Genomic DNA, 4,693 nt, shown 5'->3' on the forward strand with positions numbered 1-4,693 from the left:
ACCGGCCACAGCTTACCAGAATGACTTTGAGGTTATCAGACAGCCCGAATTAGCGGCCGTTGGCCTCACGCCACTTGGCAAAGTCGAGGGCGGTTTGCTCCGAGGTGGCCGGATAAAGCCCGACGATTGAGTAACCGAGAAGCACCTGCGACAGAACGAAATCTTCGAACGCCGTCATCTGGGTACACTCTTCGGCCAGTTCATCGGCTAAGTGTGCGGGGATCACAATGACACCATCCTTGTCACCGACAATCACATCGCCGGGAAACACCGGTGCGTCGCCGCAGCCGATCGGCACATTGATGTCGATCGCCTGGTGTAGCGTCAGATTGGTGGGCGCCGAGGGGCGCTGGTGAAAGGCTGGAATAGCCAAATCAGCAATCTCAGCAGAATCACGGAAACCGCCATCGGTCACTACACCTGCCACGCCACGCATCATCAATCGGGATATCAGGATTGAGCCCGCGCTCGCTGCGCGGGGGTCTTTTCGACTGTCCATCACCAGCACAGCGCCAGGTGGGCAGGTTTCAACGGCCTTGCGCTGCGGATGCTCAGGATTGCGAAAAACTTCAAGACCATTAAGGTCTTCGCGTGCAGGCATGTAGCGAAGCGTGAAGGCCTCGCCAACCATGCTATGAGCCATATCACCCAGCGCAACGACGCCTTGAATGGCCTGCTGTCGGAAGCCACGCTTGTACAAAGCTGTCGCGAGCGTGGCAGTGCTGATGTGCTTGAGAAGTTCGCGCGTCTCGGCAGAAAGTTTTGTCATGGGGCACTCCTTGATTGTCAGATGTGTTCTTGTAAGTGGTGGCTGAGCTGTTCTCCAATTGCTTCGGCCAGCGCGCGCCGGGCGGCTTCCGTTGCAGCAGGATTGATATCAGCCAGTTCAAAGCGTTTGAGGCGCAGGTAATCAGCATTCAACTCATCAAGCCGATTGACGCCTAATAGACCCATGTCCGCACGAATTTCTGACTTCAATAGATCGATCGCGTGTGCCACACCGGCCAATCCACCGACTGTAGCGGCGTAGTTGAAAGGCCGCCCAATGAAAGCACATTTCGCTCCCAGCGCTATGGCCTTAAGCACATCAGTACCGCGCCTGAAACCACTGTCGATCATCACTTCCATTCCCTCACTGGCTGCGACGACGTGGGGCAGCATTCTTAGCGCAGACACGGCCCCGTCCAACTGGCGACCTCCATGATTGGAAACAATCACGCCGTCGACACCCGCCGCTCTGGCAGTTCGCGCGTCATCGGGGTGCAGGATGCCTTTAAGCACCAGCGGGCCCGACCAACGCTTGCGGATCAGCCGGATCGCCTCCCAGTCGAGGTGCTCACGCCCATTGAAGTCACGATTGGCATGACGGGAAACAAGCGGCTCGCCACGATGTGCCGTGGCGTTTTCGAAATGTGGCATTCCATGCTGCCAAATGGTTCTCAAAAATGTCCCTACCGACCAAGGCAAGTGTGTCACTCCGTCCATGAACAGACGCAGTCCTGGCCGCAAAGGCGTTTTGAAGCCAGTGCGCAGGTTGTTCTCACGATTTGGGACCACGGCCGAATCCACAGTCACTACCAACGTGGCAATACCCGCGGCCATAACCCTGTCCACCAATGCTTCGATGGCGTCAAAGGTCTGCGGCATATAGGCCTGGAACCAAGTACCTGGTGCAGCCTGATTGACCTCCTCAAGACTGATCAGCGCGGCGCTGCTGAGAATCATCGGAATGCCAGCAGCGGCAGCGGCCCGGGCTTGGCAAAGGTCGCCGCGATAGCCTGATAAAGCGCTCACGCCCATCGGCGCTATGCCGAACGGTGACTCGTAGCGAACACCGAAGAGCTCAACAGCTTGAGAGCGTTGCGAGACATTACGCAGTACCCGTGGAACAAACCCTAGCTCATCGAAGGCGGCGCGGTTGTCAGACAGCGTCGCATTGTCTTCGGTCGCCCCACTGATGTAGCCAAACACAGGACGAGGGAGGTGGCGCTTGGCAGCGGCCTCGAAATCATTCAACGAGAGAAATTGCTGCAAGTGCCGATCAACCGATTTTGAGGAAAAGAACATTAAGGAAATCCTTCAGGACATGTCAGCGGTTGCTACTGGCCAGCAAAGGCTTGCCGGGCTCCCCAGATACGGACCGAGGCTGGGTTCTGACGAAAAACACCAGCACTGCGGCAATCACGGAAGTGGCTGCAAGACCGTACAGACCACCTTGGATAGAACCCGTATTTTGTTCCAGAAAACCAAACGTCGTGGGCGCTACAAACCCACCCAGATTTCCAACTGAGTTAATCAAAGCAATCACCGCAGCTGCCACCCGGCTGTCCAGGTAGCCCTGTGGGATGGGCCAGAACAGTGAAGAAGCGGCTTTAAATCCAATCGCAGCAAAACAGATCGATACGAACGCGAACAACGGCGCACCGGTCGTGGATAGGAACAGACCAAGCGCTGCGATCAACAACGTTGCTGCAACCCACGCTTGCTGATATCTCCATTTCGTAGCGGCTGATGCAAACACATACATCGCTGCGATCGAGATAATCCAGGGGATAGAGTTGAGCGAGCCCACCTCAAAATCGGAAAGATTGGTGCCCAAGGTTCGAATCACACCCGGCAGCCAAAATAATGCAGCGTAGATGGTCAGCTGAATGCAGAAGTAGATAAAGCAGAACAGCCCGATTTGCGGATCACGCAGCAGTTTCCACGCAGAAACATGCCCGCCCTGCCCGGCCTCGCGCTGGGATTGTTCCTGTTCAATCGAGCCAATCAAAGCGGCTTTTTCCGCGCAATTCAGCCATTTTGCCTCGCTAGGACGCGACACCAGCCAGAACCAGACAAAGCCGCTGACTATGACCGAAACCACACCTTCGATGATGAATAACCATTGCCACCCATGCAGGCTGAAACCCTCTACTTTCAATATCAGCCCTGTGAGCGGTCCGGAAATAATTGACGAAAGCGCCGAACCGCTCAGGAAAAGAGCGATGGCCTTGCCCCTTTCTTTCGCTGGTAACCACTGGGTGAAGTAGTAAAGCACCCCAGGAAAGAAGCCAGCTTCGGCAGCGCCCAACAGAATCCTGGCAATGTAGAACTGGGTTTCGTTCTGCACGAATGCCATCAGCACTACAACGACGCCCCACGTCGCCATGATGCGGGTTAGCCAGGCTCGCGCACCAAACCGTTGCATCAGCATGTTTGACGGTATTTCAAACAGCGAATACGTCAGGAAAAACAAACCTGCGCCGAGACCATATGCAGCCGCACCGATGCCTAGATCCGTTTCCAGATGGCTGCGCACGAAGCTGATGTTGACCCGGTCGATATAGTTGATCATGAACATAAGAATGAAAAGTGGCAGTACATGCCGCTTTACCTTGCTGACCGCGGTGCGCAAATCGGAGGTGTCGTGCACCCCAAGCGAATGCTCGTTCAAGTGAAAGTCCCCATTGTTATTTTGGATTGTGGAAACCACGACTGCTGTCTGACAGCAGCTCGAAAGCAAAGCTACACTGACTCATGTTGTCTGACAACAAGTATTGCAGTCTGACAATAAAGTGGGGGGCGCACTCCCCCCTCAATAAATCCGAACAACACCAGTAGTCGATCTGCTTAGTCTCATGGGGAAGGTATCGACTGGGTCGACTTGAGTAGCGCGCAAGCCGCCTCGTGTCGGTATTCACTGGGCGTCTGTTTCATTTCAGATCGGAAATGTCGGTTGAAGTTGGACAGATTGCAGTAGCCGACTTCGAAGCAGATATCGGCCACTGACATTTTCGTTTGCAACAATAACCGGCACGCACGCTGTATGCGCAGCTTGCCCATCAGGTCGATAAAACCGTGGCCAGTAACGCGCTTGAAGAAGCGCGAAAAACCTGGCTCGCTCATGCTTAGTTGCTCCGCGATGACCGACAATCGCACGTCCCCGGTTAACTCTTTCAGCAGGTAATCGAAGGCCTTGTGCACCCGCTCGTAATTTCTCGCGTCCAGGTTCGGCGCATAAAACGCGCTCGCCAGACAGTGAGCTTCACGCTTCGGCGCGTCCACCAATGTATTCAGCAGCTGCAGGAACAGCACCAGGCGATGCAAGCCTTGGGCTGGGCCAATGGCTTCGAGTAAGCACGCAGCTTTCAGCGCTGTCCCGCCAGTGAACTCCAACCCGCGCCGGGCACGATCAAACAGCGTTTGCAGGTCCCCGAGCTCTGGCATCGTCCGACGCAGGGCCAGCAACCCCGCACCATCGAACTGAAGGACAACGTCACGCCCTACCACACTCTCGCCTGGGGCAAGATCGCTCATCCAGTCGTGGGGCAGGTCCGGACCGATCATTGCCACATGACCCGCCTCAAACGCCCCAATGTAATCACCCGCGACCAGTTTGCCGCTGCTGTGGCGGATCAGATGGATTTCAAATTCGGGATGATGGTTCCAGCGCGCCAACGCATAGGGATAGTCGTGTTCGTACCACCGAAAGCTGTGCTCAGGCCCGGACAAAATGACTTCCAGTTCGGCCGGGCGTTGCTCGAATAAAGCGCTGCGGCTATTTGGCATGGGCTGCCCCTTTTATAGTTGTGTGGGCTACATCGGGATGAACAATACGCTGTATGGATCACCGCCTACTAGGTGCGCATTTACGTGGAACCGATACTTTTTTAACCCGCTAGAGAACTCCCAAGAGGGTAAAAAAAGTATC

Annotated in this window: 4 protein-coding genes; all 4 read right to left on the reverse strand. The window is 55.4% G+C overall.

Annotation, left to right across the window (positions count from 1 at the left end; genetic code table 11):
* Window positions 1-49: 49 nt before the first annotated feature.
* Complete coding sequence (locus tag M0974_RS17910) at window positions 50-769, reverse strand: ribonuclease activity regulator RraA (RefSeq protein WP_297839587.1); 720 nt, start codon at window positions 767-769, stop codon at window positions 50-52.
* Window positions 770-786: 17 nt separating this feature from the next.
* Window positions 787-2,067 (reverse strand): alpha-hydroxy acid oxidase, encoded by a 1,281-nt coding sequence (locus M0974_RS17915; protein WP_297839590.1) that lies wholly within the window; start codon window positions 2,065-2,067, stop codon window positions 787-789.
* Window positions 2,068-2,089: 22 nt separating this feature from the next.
* The gene (locus M0974_RS17920) at window positions 2,090-3,436 is read right to left on the reverse strand and encodes an MFS transporter (protein WP_297839593.1); all 1,347 of its coding nucleotides are present in this window, start codon (window positions 3,434-3,436) and stop codon (window positions 2,090-2,092) included.
* Between the two features lie 182 nt (window positions 3,437-3,618).
* A complete protein-coding gene (locus M0974_RS17925; protein WP_297839596.1) occupies window positions 3,619-4,551 on the reverse strand; it encodes an AraC family transcriptional regulator in 933 nt (310 codons plus the stop codon).
* Window positions 4,552-4,693: the final 142 nt, after the last annotated feature.

This window comes from Pseudomonas sp. (genome assembly GCF_026224925.1).
Classification (GTDB): Bacteria; Pseudomonadota; Gammaproteobacteria; order Pseudomonadales; family Pseudomonadaceae; genus Aquipseudomonas.